The sequence below is a fragment of the Streptomyces sp. NPDC058221 genome, from assembly GCF_042882365.1.
Taxonomy (GTDB): Bacteria; Actinomycetota; Actinomycetes; order Streptomycetales; family Streptomycetaceae; genus Streptomyces.
This window is the reverse complement of sequence record NZ_JBHVWF010000020.1, coordinates 43,637-57,737: the sequence shown is the minus strand read 5'-3', so window position 1 is coordinate 57,737 and position 14,101 is coordinate 43,637. Positions and strand designations below refer to the sequence as shown.

Here is a 14,101-nt window from a genome sequence, read left to right as displayed (position 1 = left end):
CCGCACGCAAAAGCCGCCGCGGCACCCCCGGGAGGGGGCATCGCGACGGCTCGGGTCACGCGTTCAGGCGGTGGGCTTCTCGTCGACCAGGGTGCCGTGCAGCCCGCGGATGTGCGCCTCGGCCACATCGGCGGCGCGCGCGCCCTCACCCGCCCTCACCAGGCGCAGCAGCTCGATGTGGTCGGCGTTGAGCGCGGCGGCCGTGGCCGGCCAGTCCTCCGCAGCCTCCAGGGCGCGCAGGATCAGCGGCCGGACCGACTCCCGCACCGCGGAGGTGAGCGTGGAGGTCAGCTCGTTGCCGGAGCTGCGGGCGATCCGGACGTGGAACCGGGTGTCCAGGTCGTTGAACTCCGGCACCTCGACATCCGGCTCCCCCATCCGTACGACCAGCGCCTCGGCCTCGTCCAGATCGGCCGCCGGGGCGTGCCGTGCGGCGGCCTCGAAGCTCGACCGCTCCAGGACCACCCGCGCCTCCAGCACGTCCTCCAGGCTGTAGCTGCCGAGTGCGAAGTGGAGTCTGAGCAGCCGTCCGAGCGCCCCTTCGGGGTTTCGGACGATCCGCGCCCCGGCGTCCGGGCCCCGGCCCGGCTGCGCCACCAGCACTCCGATGGTCTCCAGCACCCGCAGCGCCTCACGCAGCGCCGAACGGCTGACACCGAGGACCGGGGCGAGCTCCCGTTCGGGCGGCAGCCGGTCGCCGGCCTTGAGCTCACCGGCGAACACCCGCTGCTCAATGCTCTGGAGCACCAGCTCATGCGTGCGCGACTGCTGTACGGGCTGCCATTCGACGGGCATCCGCCACCCCCTGCCGCGGCCGGGGCCGTTCCGTGGGCCGACCGCTCTTGTCCGAATCTCCCACTATGTCACACACATCATGTGGTCGGACCAGAACGAGCGGCGGCTCCATCCGGGCTGAGCCGCTCTCTCAGTACGTCACGACGATGCGGCGGGCCACACCGTCCACCCGCACCCGGCCGCCGTACGGAATGATCAGCTGGGGGTCGGTGTGGCCGAGGTCGACGTCGAAGACGGCCATGGTGTCGGGGGCGTACTCGTTCAACGCCCGCAGGACCGCCTCCCGCTGCCGCACGCGGTACGACTCTCCGGCGGCGGCGTCGAGCGGCTGCTCGAAGGACCAGTTCTTGGCGCGTGCCATCAGCAGGGCCGGGAACCGTCCGAGCAGTCCCCGCTCCCCCATGTTGCGCAGGATCCGGTACACCTCGTCGGCGCCGGGCAACTCCTCGGACGTTTCGAGGAACAGCACCCGGCCCTCGTACGCGTCGGCCGGCCGCATCTCCCGGTCGGCCATCAGCAGCCAGGACAGGATCTCCAGGTTGCCGCCCCAGCTCGCCCCCTCGACCACCCGGCCCGCGTTGTGCCAGGTCCAGCCGTCGGCGGGCAGCAGACCGGGTTCGCTGTCGAAGGTCCGCGGGTCGTCCCACGGCCGGTCGACACTGCCGCTCTCCTTCGCCGGGACGAGCTCGTACGCGTCACGGGTGAACAGCGCCGCCCGCAGCGATTCGACGGTCCGAGGCTGCATCGCCCCGGGACGGCCCAGCTCGACCATCACCGATCCGCCGTGGTAACCGACGATGCCGAGGCGGTCGAGGAACACCAGCAGGTTGGTGTTGTCGCTGTAGCCGAAGAAGGGCTTGGGGTGTGCACGCAGCAATTCCCGGTCCAGGAAGGGCAGCACGGTGATCTGGTCGTCACCGCCGATGCTGGCGATGACGGCCTTGATCGTGGGGTCCCCGAAGGCCGCGTTGATGTCGGCGGCACGCGCCTGAGGGGTGGAGCCCATCTTCCGGGTGCTGGGGTACTCCACGGGCTCCAGCCCGAAGTCGTCACGGAGCCTGCGCAACCCCAGCTCGTACGGGAGCGGGAGGATGCCGGGAAGACCGGAAGCGGGAGACAGCACGGCAATGCGGTCACCGGGCCGGGGCTTGGCGGGATATCTCGGGGTCGTCATGCCGGGAGCGTAGATCGTGCCCCGGCCATCGGCCGCCGAATATCCGCCGGTGCCCGCGCTTCAGGGGCAGTTGACCGGCGTGCCCTGGTGGAAGTAGAGCCGCCACAGCGACCCGGTCCGCCGCCAGATCGAATTGCGCCTCACCCGGCGGCCGTTGCTCTCCGTCGTGAACGTCAGATGGACGAGCCCGGGAGCCAGCAGCGCGCCGGACATATCGGTGGCGGCGGTCGGCTCGGACGGTCCCCCGGCATCGGCGGAGGTGACGACGAGGATCGACGCCCTGTCATAACGCCGGCCGGACGCCCCGAACTCGGTGAAATCCGGGTCGAGGAGTTCGGTCACCGCGTCGGGCCGCGCCCGCACGTCCGGATCGAGCAGCCGCAGCTCCCCCTCGACGGCGGCCCGCACGGCCCGCTGCTCCTCATCGTCTCCGCTCATACGGAGACCTTAGGCGGCCTCCGGTCGGTCAGGGCCGGAACACCCACCGGTCCCTCCCGTCCGGATCGCGCCGGGCCCGCACGGCCGTTTTCCGTACGGTCAGGCCAGGACCAGCAGGTCCATCCAGCTGACGGCCGGCCGGTCCGGCTCCTGTGCCGCGGCCCGCCGGAGCCGCCGCATCCCGCTCTCGAACTCCTCGTCGGTGAGGCCCCGGAGTTTCGCGTCGGTGTCCCGCCGGATCCGGTCGGCGAAGTCGCCCAGGTTCGGCGCGCTCTCCTGCGGCACGGCGTGCAGTGCGACCCGGGTGAAACCGGCGGCGCCGAACGCCGCGCAGGTCTCCTCGACGGTCGGATAGCCGTCGACGATGCGCGCGGCACCGGGGAAGAACCGCACCCGCAGATCACGCGTGCACCGGCCGGGAAACGAGTTGCGGATGAGCACCGGCGCCCCCGGCTTCAGAGCCCTGCGTATCTCGCGTGCCGCGGCGGGCAGATCACTGATGTGGTGGACGACCGAACCGAGCCAGGCCGCGTCCGCGCATGCGTCCGGCACGGGCAGTGCCTCGGCGCGGCCTTCCAGTGCCTCGATGTCCGCGGTCCGCGAGATCAGCGCGCGCATGGCACCGGACGGCTCCACCGCGAGCACCCGCACCCCGAACCAGTCGGCGAACGCGGCGGAGAAGGCTCCGGTCCCGGCCCCGATGTCCAGAACGACGGCTCCCGGCACGAGTTCCACCTCGGCCGCGACGGCCGCGCGCCACGCGGTGAGTCCGTCGCGCGGAATCTCCCGGGCGAGGCGGTAGTCCTCGGCGAACCGACGGTCGGGAGCATCCGCTTCCATAAGCCCTCAATCCTGCCGCGGTCGACAACGGGCCGGACGAACCGCTGCCCCGGGCCCGCCGCGATCCGTCGCGGATGCTAGCGACACCGGCCATCAATTGTCTAGACCACAAGCGGAACGGATATCACGAACCGATGCCGTTCACCGATTCATAGGATTCTCAGGCAAGCCGACTACGGTGGCTGCCGTGACGCAGACGAGCCCGCCCGGCTGGCATCCAGACCCCGGGTACACAGGATTTGGCCCCATCCAGGAACGCTGGTGGGACGGGAGTCAGTGGACCGATCATCTCCGCGTGCCACCCGCGGCCGTCCGCAGCCGCCGGATACGCATCGGTGCCGGGATAACCGCCGGCGTGGTGGTACTCGCCGCCATCGGAGGCGGCATCTATCTGCTGACCGACGACTCCGGCAAGAAGACGCACAGCACGGCCACCGCCCCGTCCACCTCTCCCTCCCCGCCCTCCAGCCGGCAACCCGGCGCGCCGGGCGGCAGCGGCGGTGGCGACGGCGGGAGCGAGAACCCCGAGCAGCAGCAGCCGCAGACCGAGGACGGTTACGCCACGGACCTGGCGAGCGGAATCAGCATCCCCGTCCCCGACGGCTGGAAGGGCGAGTCGGGCATGGGTGCGGGGGTGACCACCGGTACGTACGCGTGCCCCGGGGACACCTCCCAACAGTGCGTCCGCGGCGGGGTGTTCTCCGCCCCTGCCGAGGCGCTGAAGCTGAGCGCCAAGACGGCCAAGGCCACGGCCGAGAAGGACATCGCGACCAACGCGAAGGACTCGTACGGCGAGAAGATCTACGGCGGCATCACCTCGCACGAGGAGCTGAAGTCCGAAGCGGTCACGGTGGCCGGTCAGAAGGGCTACCGGGTGCGCTGGAAGGTGGTGACGAAGAACGGTGACGACGGGTACGTCGAATCGCTGGCCTTCCCCTCCCCCCACGCCGAGAACATGCTGATCGTCGTCCGCTCGGGCTTCGACATCAACGCCAAGGCCCCCGCCCTGTCCGTCCTGGACGACATCACCAAGGGCATCAAGGCCGCCGAGGGCACGGGGGCCGGATCCGGCCCGGGCACCACGGCGTAGTCCTCGTAGTCGTGGGCCTTGCTTCCTGCGGGGGCGCCGCGCGGCCCGGGCTGAGTATCCGGGCCGCCCGTACTGAGTACATCGCCCGATCCCGCGCGGGGCGTGCCCCTGCTCGAATGGGGCCATGGCTCCCGACGCACCGCGCCCCCGCATGCAGCACGTCACCAGTGCCGGCACCACGCTGGCCGTCACCCTGGCCCCGTTGGTGATCGGCGTCCTGCTGGCCCGGACGATGGCCATGGACCCCCACACACCGGTGAACGCGCTGATCACCCGTGGCGGCCGGGGTGCGGGCGTCTCGCCCGCCGAGTGGCGCGGCTGCGGCCGGAACGCGCTCCGGCGCTGCCGCAGGACCTTGAAGCCCCGCGCCCGCCTTCTGGGGCGCGGCACCGAGGCGTCGCCCGACGGGCGTCCCACCCGCCGTCGCATTCAGCCGAACCGGTAGACGAACGTGGGCCATGGACCGGCGACAACGCCGGTCCTGCGCGGAAAACCGGTTCCCCCGCCGCGTCCACCTCCCTAGAATCGTCACGAGATCGCGCGCCGCCGCCACGTCCCGGCGCGCACCGTGACCAGTGAGGGGAGACCTGCCGTGCGCTACCGCACCGATGCCGTCGTCCCCCTGTCGCGGTTCGAGGTGATCCTGGTGTCTACCTCCGCCCGGCGCCGGCTGCGCGGCCGGCCCCGGACACCCGCGACGAACACCTGAGCCCCGTCTCTCCATTGACTGACCGTCATCGCGGTGACGCCCCGTGCGGCGCACCGCGGCCCAGGGTTCTGCAGGCCTGCGGACAGGCCGTGTTCGTCCGAGGATCGCGCTGTCTTCTTCCGGATCACCCCGAAGGGCCACGGACCGTGCGCACCGAACTGCACCGTCATCTCACCAGCACGCTCACCGGCGTTCGCAATCTGGGCATCCTGGCCCACGTCGACGCCGGCAAGACCACCGTCACCGAACGGATCCTCTACGCCACCGGCACGACCCACAAGCGCGGCGAGGTCCACGACGGCACGACCATCACCGACTTCGACCCGCAGGAACGCGATCGAGGGATCACCATCTTCGCCGCTGCGGTCAGTTGTACCTGGGCCGACCACCGGATCAACCTGATCGACACCCCGGGCCATGTCGACTTCGCCGACGAGGTGGAGCGTTCGCTGCGGGTGCTCGACGGCGCGGTCGCGGTGTTCGACGCGGTCGCGGGGGTGGAACCGCAGAGCGAGTCCGTGTGGCGCCAGGCCGACCGGCACGGCGTGCCGCGTATCGCCTTCGTCAACAAGCTCGACCGCGTCGGCGCCGATCTCGACGCCGCGGTCGCTTCCATCCGGGAGCGGCTGCACACGGTCCCGTTGGTGGTCCAGCTTCCGATCGGGAACGAGGAGCGGTTCACCGGCGTGGTGGATCTGCTGCGCATGCGGGCACTGGTGTGGGCCGACGGCTGTGACACCTACGAGGAGGCGGAGGTGCCCGGCGCACTGCGGGAGGAGGCACAGCGGCGCCGGCGGGTGCTGGAGGAGACGGTGGCCGAACTCCACCCGGTCGCCCTGGAGGAGTTCTGTGCGCGGTCCACGCTCTCCGCGCGCACCCTGGCCGAGGCACTGCGCGACCTGACCCGCACGGGTGAGGGCGTCGTCGTGCTGTGCGGTTCGGCCTACCGCAACCGCGGTATCGAGCCGCTGCTGGAGGCCGTCGTGGCCTATCTGCCGTCCCCGCTGGACGTGCCGCCCGTACGCGGCGTGCTCGGCGACACGGTGCAGGAGCGGGCCGCGGATCCGGCGGCTCCGTTCGCCGCACTGGCGTTCAAGGTGAACGCGACGGCGACGGGCCGGCTGACCTATCTGCGGGTGTACTCGGGCACGATCGGGAAGGGGGAGACGGTGCTGGACGTGGGTGCGCGGCGCAACGAGCGGGTCGGCCGGATCCTGCGGGTCCAGGCGGACCGCCATGTCGATGTCGATGCCGCGGTGGCCGGTGACATCGTCGCGGTGATCGGGCTCAAGGCCACCCGGGCCGGGGCCACTCTGTGCGCGCCGGGCGCTCCGATGGTCCTCGAACCGCCCACCGTGGCCGACCCGGTCGTGTCGGTGGCGGTCGAGGCCTGCCGGCGCACCGACACGGAACGGCTGATGTCGGCCCTGGTGCGGCTGGCCGAGGAGGATCCGTCGCTCGTCGTGCGGACCGACCCCGAGACGGGTCAGACGGTGCTCTCGGGCATGGGCGAACTCCATCTGGAGGTGGCGGCCGAGAAGATCCGCCGCGCCCACGGTCTGGAGCTCCGGGTCGGCCGGCCGCAGGTCGCCTACCGGGAGACGCTCGTACGCGGGGTGTCCGGGCTGGTGTACCGGCACGTCAAGCAGGACGGCGGCGCCGGGCAGTTCGCCCATGTCGTCCTGAACGTCGAGCCGTTGAAGGCAAACGATGGTCAGGACGGGGACGGCGGGGCGGAATTCGTGTTCCGTTCCGCCGTCGTGGGCGGCCGGGTGCCGCAGGAGTACGTCCGGGCGGTCGAGGCCGGATGCCGGGACGCTCTGATCGAGGGCCCGCTCGGCGGACACCCGGTGACCGGGGTGCGGGTGACGCTGACCGACGGCGCCACCCATCCCAAGGACTCCTCGGAGCTGGCGTTCCGCACCGCCGGGCGGTTCGCGCTCCGCGAGGCGCTGCGCTCGTGCGCGATGGTGCTGCTGGAACCGGTGGCCGAGGTCACGGTCACCGTGCCCGACGACGCCGTGGGCGGCGTGCTGGGCGACCTGGCCGCACGGCGTGGCCAGGTGTCCGGTTCCACCGCGCGGCCCGGCACGGCGGTGATCACGGCGACCGTGCCACTGGCCGAGCTGTTCGGCTACGCGACGCGGCTGCGCAGCCGGACGCAGGGCCGGGGAACGTTCACCACCCGCGCCACGGGCTACGCCCCGGCGCCGAGCACGGTTCCGGGACGGTAGTGACCGGTCCCTCCCCGTGTGCGGGCAGCCCGCACACGGGGGGGGAGGCCGGGGTCAGAGCACGGGGACGGGGAAGGTCGGGTACTCCACCCCGGAGACATGCTGGACGACCCGGACGACCTGGCAGGAGTAGCCGAACTCGTTGTCGTACCAGAGGTAGAGGATCGCGTTGTCGCCGTCGACCTGGGTGGGGCCGGCGTCCACGATGGAGGCGTGGCGCGAGCCGATGAAGTCGCTGGAGACCGCGTCCGGGGCGGTGGTGAAGTCGATCTGGCGCTTGAGCGGCGAGGTCAGCGACACCTCGCGGAGGTGGTCGAGGACCTCGGTGCGGGTGGTCTCGCGCCCGAGCTTCAGACTGAGGATCGCGATCGAGACGTCCGGCACCGGGACCCTGATCGAGCTGCCGGTGATCGTCGCGTCCAGGTCGGGCAGCGCCTTGGCCACGGCGGATGCCGCACCGGTCTCGGTGATGACCATGTTGAGCGGCGCGGACCGGCCGCGGCGGTCCGAGCTGTGGTAATTGTCCAGCAGGTTCTGGTCGTTGGTGAACGAGTGGATCGTCTCCACGTGACCGCGCAGGACGCCGTACTCGTCCGCCATCGCCTTCAGCGGCGGGACGATCGCGTTGGTGGTGCACGAGGCGCAGGAGATGATCTGCTCGTCCGGCTTGATCATGTCGTGGTTGACCCCGTGGACGACGTTGGGGACGTCGCCCTTGCCCGGAGCGGTGAGCACGACCTTGGCGACGCCGGGGCGCAGGTGCTGCGACAGCCCCTCGCGGTCGCGCCATCTGCCGGTGTTGTCGATGAGGACGGCGTCCCTGATCCCGTACTCCGTGTAGTCCACCGTCGTCGGGTCGTCGGAGTAGATCACCTTGATCTCGTTGCCGTTGGCGATGATCTTGTTGTTCGCCTCGTCGACGGTGATCGTGCCCTGGAACTGGCCGTGGATGGAGTCGCGGCGCAGCAGCGAGGCGCGCTTCACGATGTCCTGACCGGCTGCCTTGCGGACGACGATGGCGCGCAGCCGCAGACCGTTGCCGGAACCCGCCTTCTCGATGAGCAGCCGGGCCAGGAGACGGCCGATGCGGCCGAATCCGTAGAGGACGACATCGCGCGGCTCACGGCGCTCGATCTTGTCCGCGCCCGTGGCGCCCGCCACGGCACCGGCGGTGAACTCCGCAGCGGAGAGTCCGCGGTCGTCGGCCCGGTATGTCGCGGCGAGCATGCCGATGTCGATCTGGGAAGGGCCGAGATCGAGGGTGGTGAGCGCCTGCAGGAACGGCAGCGTCTCGGTGACCGAGAGTTCCTCACCGGCGATCTGCCGGGCGAACCGGTGGGTCTTGAGGATGCTGACCACCGACTTGTTCACCAGGGAGCGGCTGTGCAGCAGGACGGTGACGTCCCGCTCCCGGTGCAGCTTCCCGATGATCGGGATCATCGACTCCGCGATCTCCTCGCGGTTCTTCCAGTTGGTGAACGAGTCGTCATTGACAGTCACAGGTTTATCTTTCGAGCTAGGAGGCGCTCATATGGTAACCCGCTGTTCTTTTGATCATCGAAAGGGTGCCGCCGGCCCCTCCGGCCCACCCTCACCCTCGTACACAAAGCGGACATGAAGTTGTCACAGAGGCGGCGGAATGCGCGCCCAACTCCCTTGGTTCCCCACTGTTATGACTGTTGGAGTAGCTATCGGTGCGACCGGCACCGGCAACCAGATCGACACGAGCGTGCGTCTTGCCGCCGAGGCAGCGGCCGCGGGGCTGCGGTCCGCCTGGTTCGGGCAGACCTTCGGCGCCGACTCCCCGCAGCTTGCGGCACTCGTCGGGCGGGAGGTGCCCGGTATCGACGTGGGAACGTCCGCGATTCCCGTCTTCGGCCGCCACCCGCTGATCGTGTCCAGCCAGGCCCAGACCGCGCAGGCGGCCACGCACGGCCGCTACCACCTGGGGCTCGCCCTCGGCACCAGACTGCTGACCGAAGGCGGCTTCGGCCTCCCGTACGAGCGACCCATCGCCCGACTGCGGGAGTTCCTCACCGCTCTGCGGCAGCTCACCGAGACCGGCGCCGCCGACTTCCACGGCGAGCTGCTCACCGCGGCCACACCGGTCCCCGCACGCGTGCCCGGAGCGGAGGCCGGTGTGCCGCTGCTCGTCGCCGCGATGGGCCCGCAGGCGTTGCGCGTCAGCGGCGAGCTGGCGGACGGGATCCTGCCCTATCTCGCCGGCCCCCGGGCCCTGGCCGAGCACATCGTCCCGGCGGTCACCGCGGCGGCCGAGAGCGCGGGCCGGCCCGCGCCCCGGATCGTGGCGCTCGTGCACGGCGTGGTCACCAGCGACCCCGACGCCGCACGCGCGACGGCCACCGAACAGCTCGCGTTCTACGAGCAGATCCCCTCCTACGCACGGGTCGTGGAGCTGTCCGGCGGGAAACGCGCCGCCGACGTGGCCGTGATCGGCGACGAGCGGGCGGTCGCCGCCGAGGTACAGCGCTACCGGGACGCCGGGGCCACGGAGGTGGTGTTCTCGGGGACGGACCTCGCCGGCGACGCCGACCGGCGCCGGACCTGGGCGCTCCTGGGAGAGCTGGCCGGCTGAGGAGCCGCCGGCGGCGCCGGGTCCGATGAGCGGGTTCAGGACCGTACTCATTGTCCTGACGTATATACGTACAGAGCTTGAGTCGAACGTGCGGCATACTGATCCCGTGGCGCAACGTTCTGAGGAGCCCGACATGGAGTCGATCACCAGGCTGATCACCATCGACCGGAGCAGCCCGGTGCCGCTGTACTTCCAGGTCGCTCAGCAGCTTCAACAACTCATCGAGTCCGGCACACTGGCGCCCGGGACGCGGCTGGAGAACGAGATCGCCCTGGCGGACCAGTTCGGGCTGTCCCGTCCCACCATGCGCCAGGCCATGCAACACCTCGTGGACAAGGGGCTGCTCGCGCGAAAGCGCGGTGTGGGCACCCAGGTCGTCAACAACCGGGTACGCAGGCAGATCGAGCTGACCAGCCTCTTCGAGGACCTCAAACGCGACGGCCGGCAACCGCGCACCGAGGTGCTGTCGATGCAGACCGTGCCCGCTCCCGCCAAGGTCGCGGCGGCCCTCAAGCTCGAACCCGGCGTGGACACCCTGGCTGTGCGCAGGCTGCGTTACGCGGACGACGCACCCATAGCGGTCATGGAGAACCACCTGCCTGCGGACCTGCTGACACTGACCGGGGAGGACCTCGCCGAGCACGGCCTCTACGAACTGCTCAGGCGGGCCGGCATCTCCCTGCGGACCGCCGACCAGACGATCGGGGCACGCCGGGCCACCGCGGTGGAGTCCCGGCTGCTGGGAGAGTCCCGCGGCGGCACCCTGCTCACCATGGAGCGCACGGTGTTCGGCGACGCGGGTCGCCCGGTGGAGTTCGGCTCCCACCTGTACCGGGCGTCCCGGTACTCGTTCGAGATGACGCTGACCGCGCACTGAGCCGGTCGAACCGCCGACCCCGGTCGCCGCACCGCACTACTGCGGGCGGCGCAGCCCCGCGACGAGGATCTCGACCAGCCCGCGTGCGTCGTAGCGGGGATCGTTTCCCGCGCCCGCGCAGAGGCCCCCGACACCGCGCATGAACGCCTGGGCATCCAGGCCGGAGCGAATCTCGCCCGCCCGGTCCGCGGCGTCGAGCAGCTCGGCGCAGACCGGGACAAGACGCTCGACGAAGTAGGAGTGCAGGGGGTCGAAACAGGGGTCGTCGGACTGCAGCACCCTGGCGAGCCCCTGCTTGGTGACCAGGAAGTCGACAAAGAGATCGACCCACTGCCCCAGCGCGGCATGCGGCGTCGCACTGCTCGCCAGAAGGGCGGGTCCGGCCTCGGCGAGCGCCTCGACCTGGTGCCGGTAGACCGCGACGATGAGATCCGCTCGCGTCGGGAAGTGGCGGTAGATCGTGGCCGTCCCGACGCCGGCCCTGGCCGCGATGTCGCGGATCGGCGCCTCCACGCCCGACTCGACGAAGACCGCGGCGGCAGAACCGAGCAGTACCTCCTCGTTGCGTCGCGCGTCCGCGCGCTTGGGCCGGGGCGCAGGCCCCGTGTCCCGATCGGCGTCGTTCACCGCATCGTCCCTTCCTTGCCGGGATTGCTAAACGGGACAGTGTCCCGTATTTTCGAATCGGGACATCGTCCCGTTTAACCATGATGGCAGACCGGGGAGCCTTCGGCGGCGCCGACGCCTGCCCTGAACCCGTCCGGACACCGCCGACCGTTCCGGCGGGCAACCCCGCCGCCCCTCCCCTGCCCTCTCCCGCGCCTCCTCGACGCGGACAAGCACAGCAAGGAGCGAAAAAATGTCAACATATCTACTGGTGCACGGCGCCTGGCACAGCGGGCAGTCCTGGGAGCGGGTGGTACCTCTGCTGACCGCGGCCGGGCACCGGGTACGTGCACCGTCACTGACCGGCTACGGCGACCGAGCACATCTGCTCAGCCCCGATGTGGGGCTCGAAACCCACGTCGAGGACGTCGTCGGGCTGATCGTCGAGGAAGACCTCACCGACGTGGTGCTCGTGGGACACAGCTACGCCGGGCTGGTCATCTCGTCCGTCGCCAACCGGGTCCCGGACCGGATCGCGCACCTCGTCTACCTGGACGCGATGGTCCCCGCGCACGGCGAGACCGCGGTCGACGCCCAGCCGATCACCCAGGTTCTGATCGACAACGCCGCAAAGACGGACGCCCCTTGGCGGATTCCGCCGCTGCCCGAGATGCCGCCGCCCGGCGGGCTCTTCGGAGTCACCGACCCGGCGGACGTCGCCTGGCTGCGCGCGACGCTGTCCGACCAGCCGGTGCTCTGCCTCCAGCAACCTGTCCAGCTGGACAATCCGGCGGCCGACACGATCGAGCGGACACACATCCACTGCACGGTCGGCGTGCCGGAAGGGATCACCCGCCGCCCCGTCCCGCCGGTACAGCCCAACGGTTCGCCCGCACAGGTGTGGGAACTGCCCACCGGCCACGACTGCATGATCACCCTGCCGGCCGACCTCACGAATCTGCTGCTCAAGGTGGGCTGACCGTCGCCCATCCGGACACGAGCCGTCAGCCGCCGCGACCGGCGTTGAGCCGGGCGGCCTGTCGCGTCAGGTGGTCGCGCTCGGCGAGGTTGGGTGCCTTTCGGGCCGCCTCCGCGTACAGCCGTGCCGCCGTCACCGGATCGCCGTCGCGTTCGTGGAGGTATGCCGCCACGGCGGCATGGCGGGGCAGAGAGTCGTCCAGCACCGCGAGCGCCGCCAGGCCGGCGCGCGGACCGTCGGCCTCCCCCACGGCGACCGCCCGGTTCAGCCGGACGACCGGGCTGTCGGTCAGGCGTGCGAGCTCGTCGTACCACTCGACGATCTGCACCCAGTCGGTCTCCTCGGCCGCGGGCGCGTCGGCGTGGAGTGCCGCGATGGCGGCCTGCGCCTGGAACTCCCCCAGCCGGTCGCGCGCCAGGGCCGCCTGCAGGATCTCGACCCCCTCGGCGATCGCCCCCGTGTCCCACCGGCTCCGGTCCTGGTCGGCCAGCGGCACCAGGGCGCCGTCGGGTCCGGTCCGGGCCGCACGCCGGGCGTGATGCAGCAGCATGAGCGCGAGCAGCCCCGCCACCTCGGGGTGATCGATCACGGCCGCGAGCTGCCGGGTGAGCCGGATCGCCTCGGCGGCGAGGTCGACGTCGCCCGAGTAGCCCTCGTTGAAGACCAGGTAGAGGACGCGCACCACGGTCGCGACGTCGCCGGGACGGTCGAACCGCACGCCGGAGACGGTGCGCTTGGCCCGGCTGATGCGCTGCGCCATGGTCGCCTCGGGCACCAGGTAGGCCCGGGCGATCTGGCGGGTGGTGAGCCCGCCGACGGCCCGCAGGGTGAGCGCGACGGCGGACGACGGCGTCAGGCTCGGATGGGCGCACAGGAAGTAGAGCTGCAGCGTGTCGTCGACCGCGCGGGCGGGCCCGGGCTCCGGCTCCTCGTCGAAGCGGCCCTCACGCCGGCGGCGGGCCGATTCCGCCCGGGTCGCGTCGAGGAACCGCCGCCACGCCACGGTGACCAGCCAGCCCTTCGGGTCCCGCGGCTGTTCGGCCGGCCAGACTCGGACCGCCTCCAGCAGCGCGTCCTGCACGGCGTCCTCGGCCGCCGCGAAGTCTGCTCCGCGGCGGACGAGGATCCCGAGCACGCTCGGCGTGAGGCTCCGGAGCAGAGTCTCGTTCACCTGAGAGGTCACTCCGTGACGGTGGGCATCTCGGTCAGGAACGGGCGCAACTCAAGCCATTCATGAATCGGCTCCCCGCCCGCGCCGGGGGCGGCCGACAGCTCCCCGGCCAGCTCGACGGCGCGCTCGTAGCTGTCGACGTCGATGACCATCCATCCCGCGATGACGTCCTTGGTCTCCGCGAACGGTCCGTCGGTGACCGGCGGGCGTCCCTCACCGTCGTAGCGGACCCACGCTCCCCCCGGGGGCGAGCGCCTGGCTGTCGACGAACTCGCCGGTCTTCTCCAGCCGCCCCGCGAAGTCGTTCATGTACTGCACGTGGTCCGAGATCTCCTGTGGCGTCCACTGGTCCATGGGAACGCAGTTCACCGCTTCAGGGGCGCCGCGGTAGTGCTTCAGCAGCAGGTACTTGGCCATCGTCTTCTCCTCGGTGCTGGTGCGGACCATTCTGGTCGCATTCACTGCGGGGACGGAGCCGGTCACGGCTTCTCGACATCCGAGTCCGCGTCTTCCGCACGGATTCTTCGGACGGGGCTCGCGAGCATCACCCTGCATGTGGTGTCACGCCCGGCCCTCTCCGAAACACCCGACT

13 protein-coding genes and 1 pseudogene are annotated in these 14,101 nt (G+C 71.0%); 6 read left to right on the top strand and 8 right to left on the bottom strand.

Annotated elements, in window-relative coordinates:
• Nucleotides 1-63: 63 nt before the first annotated feature.
• From ACFVW8_RS09675 to ACFVW8_RS09660, 4 genes are all read right to left on the bottom strand, one after another.
• Entirely contained in the window at nucleotides 64-795 is a 732-nt protein-coding gene (locus ACFVW8_RS09675; RefSeq protein ID WP_389687867.1) for a FadR/GntR family transcriptional regulator, read from the bottom strand.
• A gap of 130 nt (nucleotides 796-925) precedes the next feature.
• Nucleotides 926-1,969, bottom strand: a complete 1,044-nt coding sequence (locus ACFVW8_RS09670) for a S66 peptidase family protein (protein WP_389687865.1) — start codon at nucleotides 1,967-1,969, stop codon at nucleotides 926-928.
• Nucleotides 1,970-2,029: 60 nt separating this feature from the next.
• Nucleotides 2,030-2,407, bottom strand: a complete 378-nt coding sequence (locus ACFVW8_RS09665; RefSeq protein WP_389687863.1) for a DUF4440 domain-containing protein — start codon at nucleotides 2,405-2,407, stop codon at nucleotides 2,030-2,032.
• 99 nt (nucleotides 2,408-2,506) lie between these two features.
• The gene (locus tag ACFVW8_RS09660) at nucleotides 2,507-3,247 is read right to left on the bottom strand and encodes a class I SAM-dependent methyltransferase (protein WP_389687861.1); all 741 of its coding nucleotides are present in this window, start codon (nucleotides 3,245-3,247) and stop codon (nucleotides 2,507-2,509) included.
• A 187-nt stretch (nucleotides 3,248-3,434) separates the two neighbouring features.
• On the opposite strand from ACFVW8_RS09660, the gene ACFVW8_RS09655 reads away from it, so the two are divergent.
• From ACFVW8_RS09655 to fusA, 3 genes are all read left to right on the top strand, one after another.
• Entirely contained in the window at nucleotides 3,435-4,337 is a 903-nt protein-coding gene (locus ACFVW8_RS09655) for a DUF2510 domain-containing protein (RefSeq protein WP_389687859.1), read from the top strand.
• Nucleotides 4,338-4,461: 124 nt separating this feature from the next.
• The gene (locus ACFVW8_RS09650; RefSeq protein WP_389687857.1) at nucleotides 4,462-4,782 is read left to right on the top strand and encodes a hypothetical protein; all 321 of its coding nucleotides are present in this window, start codon (nucleotides 4,462-4,464) and stop codon (nucleotides 4,780-4,782) included.
• Nucleotides 4,783-5,192: 410 nt separating this feature from the next.
• Complete coding sequence (gene fusA, locus ACFVW8_RS09645) at nucleotides 5,193-7,280, top strand: elongation factor G (protein WP_389687855.1); 2,088 nt, start codon at nucleotides 5,193-5,195, stop codon at nucleotides 7,278-7,280.
• Nucleotides 7,281-7,334: 54 nt separating this feature from the next.
• Here the strand turns inward: fusA and ACFVW8_RS09640 are convergent, their stop codons facing one another.
• Nucleotides 7,335-8,780: a glyceraldehyde-3-phosphate dehydrogenase gene (locus ACFVW8_RS09640; protein WP_389687853.1), complete on the bottom strand. Its 1,446-nt coding sequence runs from the start codon at nucleotides 8,778-8,780 to the stop codon at nucleotides 7,335-7,337.
• Nucleotides 8,781-8,952: 172 nt separating this feature from the next.
• Here ACFVW8_RS09640 and ACFVW8_RS09635 point away from each other — a divergent pair, with 172 nt between their 5' ends.
• Nucleotides 8,953-9,876: an LLM class F420-dependent oxidoreductase gene (locus ACFVW8_RS09635; RefSeq protein WP_389687851.1), complete on the top strand. Its 924-nt coding sequence runs from the start codon at nucleotides 8,953-8,955 to the stop codon at nucleotides 9,874-9,876.
• Between the two features lie 133 nt (nucleotides 9,877-10,009).
• The gene (locus tag ACFVW8_RS09630; RefSeq protein WP_389687911.1) at nucleotides 10,010-10,753 is read left to right on the top strand and encodes a GntR family transcriptional regulator; all 744 of its coding nucleotides are present in this window, start codon (nucleotides 10,010-10,012) and stop codon (nucleotides 10,751-10,753) included.
• A 36-nt stretch (nucleotides 10,754-10,789) separates the two neighbouring features.
• Here ACFVW8_RS09630 and ACFVW8_RS09625 read toward each other — a convergent pair whose 3' ends face one another.
• Nucleotides 10,790-11,380, bottom strand: coding sequence for a TetR/AcrR family transcriptional regulator (locus ACFVW8_RS09625; protein ID WP_389687849.1), 591 nt, complete (start codon nucleotides 11,378-11,380; stop codon nucleotides 10,790-10,792).
• 232 nt (nucleotides 11,381-11,612) lie between these two features.
• On the opposite strand from ACFVW8_RS09625, the gene ACFVW8_RS09620 reads away from it, so the two are divergent.
• Nucleotides 11,613-12,338, top strand: coding sequence for an alpha/beta fold hydrolase (locus ACFVW8_RS09620; RefSeq protein WP_389687847.1), 726 nt, complete (start codon nucleotides 11,613-11,615; stop codon nucleotides 12,336-12,338).
• A gap of 25 nt (nucleotides 12,339-12,363) precedes the next feature.
• Here ACFVW8_RS09620 and ACFVW8_RS09615 read toward each other — a convergent pair whose 3' ends face one another.
• Entirely contained in the window at nucleotides 12,364-13,509 is a 1,146-nt protein-coding gene (locus ACFVW8_RS09615; protein ID WP_389687909.1) for an RNA polymerase sigma factor, read from the bottom strand.
• Between the two features lie 8 nt (nucleotides 13,510-13,517).
• A pseudogene (locus tag ACFVW8_RS09610) lies at nucleotides 13,518-13,926 on the bottom strand (YciI family protein).
• Between the last annotated feature and the right edge of the window lie 175 nt (nucleotides 13,927-14,101).